The 3,083-nt window shown below is 71.9% G+C and carries 2 protein-coding genes; one reads left to right on the forward strand and one right to left on the reverse strand.

Annotation, left to right across the window (positions count from 1 at the left end; translation table 11 throughout):
• The coding region (locus KDL01_RS40065; protein WP_212533955.1) for an FUSC family protein at positions 1–2,383 on the forward strand (2,383 nt) is incomplete at its 5' end.
• Between the two features lie 69 nt (positions 2,384–2,452).
• On the opposite strand, the gene KDL01_RS40070 is transcribed toward KDL01_RS40065, so the two are convergent.
• The coding region (locus KDL01_RS40070) for a hypothetical protein (RefSeq protein ID WP_212533956.1) at positions 2,453–3,083 on the reverse strand (631 nt) is incomplete at its 5' end.

Raw genomic sequence — 3,083 nt, forward strand, 5'->3', positions numbered from 1 at the left:
CCCCGAGCCCCCGGCGCCCTCAGCAGGCTTGTTCGCGGCGATGCGGTGCGCCGGAGACGGCTCGAATATTCGTAAGCTGTTTAGTCATGACCGAGAACGCGGCGTGGACATCGTGAACGATCGACGCCGCGCACTCGGCCTCGTGCCCCTGGCCCGGCTCCGCCGGCGCGATCCCGGTCTCGCCGCCACGCGGCGCGCCGGGCGCGCCGCCATCGTCGCGTCGGCGCTGTTCGCCCTCGGCATGCAGGTGCTGGACGATTCGGTTCTCGCTTACTACGCGGCGTTCGGCTGCTTCTCCATGCTCCTGTTCGTCGACTTCACCGGGCCCATGGCGCAGCGGCTGCGGGCGCAGTTCGCGTTGGCGGTCGCGTGGGCCGCGCTCGTCTGCCTCGGGACGGTGGCGGCGAGGGTGACCTGGGTCTCGGTGGTGGCGACGGTGGCCGTGGTGTTCGTCATCTTGTTCTCGGGCGTCGTCAGCTCGGTGCTCGCGAGCGCCTCGACCGCCCTGCTGCTCGCCTTCGTCATCCCGGTCAGCTCGTCCGTGCCCTACGCGCAGCTCCCGCATCGGATGGCGGGCGTGGCGCTGGCCGCCGGCGCCTCCATGCTGGCGGTCTGGCTGTTGTGGCCGCGCCCGTCCGCCGACCCGCTCAGCGCTCCGGCCGCCCGCGCCTGCCGCGCCGCCGCAGCGCAACTGCGCGCCGAGGTGGCGCCGCCGGATCGTGCGCCGAACGGATCGGGCCTCGAAGCCATCATGCACGAGGCGGTCGCGGCGGCGAAGGATCTGCGCCGAGTCTTCGATCACGCGCCGTACCGGCCCACCGGTCTGTCGGCGAGTTCGCGCGCACTGGTCCGTCTGGTCGACGAACTCACCTGGCTCAGCGTCGTTCTCGCCGAGGGCCCCGCAGCGCGCGACTCGGAGCCGAACGCCGGCTCAAGGTCCGGCGAACTGCGCCACGCCGTGGCCGTCCTGCTCGATCTCGCCGCCGATCTGCTCGACGATCCGCGCGGCCCGGTCGAGCCGCTTCGGACCCAGATCCACGCCGTGCGAGGCGCCATGGATGCGCTCGTGGGCCTCTCGGCCGCGGATCTCCCGAGCGGGTTGCGGGACGCCGCAGGTCCCGGCGCGCAGTCCTATCTCGCGACGCTGGACGACTCCTTCCGCGCCAAAAGGCTCGGTTTCACCTCACTCGACGTCGGGCGGAACGTGGAACTCGTCACCGTGGCCGAGCAGCGCGGCTGGTTCGACCAGCTGCTCGGCCGCGATCCGGACACCCTCGGCGGATCCGCGACCTCCGCGCGCGACCGCGCTCAGGCGCACCTGGACCCGAGCTCGGTGTGGCTGCACAACAGCCTGCGCGGCGCGTTCGGCCTGGGCGTCGCCGTCGCGCTGGCGGATGTGACGAGTTTTCAGCACTCGTTCTGGATTCTGCTCGGCACGCTCTCCGTGCTGCGCTCGAACGCCGTGAACACCGGCCAGAACGCGCTGCGAGCCGTTGCCGGCACCGTGATCGGCTCGGTGATCGGGGCCGGGCTGCTCGCGGCCATCGGGCAACAGGTCGAAGTGCTCTGGGCTGTGCTGCCCCTGGCGATCTTCGTGACGGGCATCGCGCCGGCGGCCATCTCCTTCGCCGCCGGGCAGGCCGCGTTCACGATCACGCTGGTGGTGCTGTTCAGCATCGGAGAGAGCCCGAACGTGCACCTCACGCTGGTGCGCGTTCAGGACGTCGCGCTCGGCTGCGCGGTCAGCGTCGTGGTGGCGGCGTTCTTCTGGCCACGCGGCGCGGCGGCGGCCCTGGGCGGAGCGCTCGCCGAGGCATACGCGGACAGCTCCGCGTATCTCGCCGGCGCCGTGGCATACGGGCTCGGCCGCCGCAGCGGCGAGCAGGCCCTGCCCATCCCGCAGGAACGCCGAGCCGCCGCGACCGCGCGCCGGCTCGATGACGCATACCGCGGCTACCTGGCCGAACACGGCGCCAAGCCGGTGACGCTCGCGAGCATGACGACGCTGGTCAGCGGCGTCGTACGGCTGCGGTCGGAGGCGGACGCCGTGGTCGCGCTGTGGCGTCGGGCGGGCGAGGCGAGGTTGGAACTCGCCGGGGCCGATGCGCGCCGCGAGCTGCTCACCGCCGCGGACGCCGTCACCGGGTGGTACCGGGGCCTGGCCGAAGGGATCGAGCGGAACGCCGCGGTGCCCGGCCCGATCGGCAACGACCCGGCCGCCGCGCTACGCCTGGCCGAGTCCGTGCAGCGCGACCTTCACGACGACGCGGGCGAGGCGACGGCCAACGCGGTGCGGATGATCTGGACGGGCGACTACATCGAATCCGCACGGCTCGCGCAGCCGAACCTCGCCGCGGCCGTCGCGACGTTCCCGCACCATTGAGTCCTGACAGGCCGCTGAGTTCCGGCAGGCCGCTGAGTTACGCAGGCCACTGGGTTCCGGCAGGCCGCGTCACACGATGTTGAGGCGGTCGAGGAACCGCTCCGCGCTGCTGGTGTCGCCCGTCACCTCGCAGTAGTTCCGCCAGGGCTTTCGGATGGTTCCCCAGTTGACGAAGTCGAGGGCCGTGCTGCTGATCTTCGTCTCGCCGTGGGCCCCGGCCTCCAGCGTGAGGATCCCGTCGTCCCCTGAGGCCGGGCGCACCGTGACGGTCGTCGCGCCCGGTCCGGTCAGCTCCAGCACAAGGGGCTCGGTGACGGTGGCGGCGAGCTCGGGGCCCTGCATCTGCGGGATACCGGCGATCATGAATTCGACGGCCGGTGCCACGTCCGCGTCGGTGGCCTCGGGCAGGCTGAACGGCAGTGGGCCGTCGGGTGCGAGCATGTCGTTGCGCAGGTGGCAGAAGACGTTGAAGGCCATGGTGTTCGCGAGCAGGTGGCGCGGATAGACCCCGAGCCCGGTCACGTTCACCGGATCTTGGGCGACCGCGTCGTACTGGCCTGCTTCCAACAGGCTCAGCTGCTGGGGAGCGCTGCGCGCCCACTCCTCGATGACCTGGTTGTGGCTCCAGCCACGTCGCTGGTCCACGCGCATGTCGTGGTAGCGCTCGCGGTTCTCGGGCCACGCGGGGTCGGGTGGGGGG

It is taken from the genome of Actinospica durhamensis (genome assembly GCF_018139695.1).
In the GTDB taxonomy this organism is placed as follows: domain Bacteria; phylum Actinomycetota; class Actinomycetes; order Streptomycetales; family Catenulisporaceae; genus Actinospica; species Actinospica durhamensis.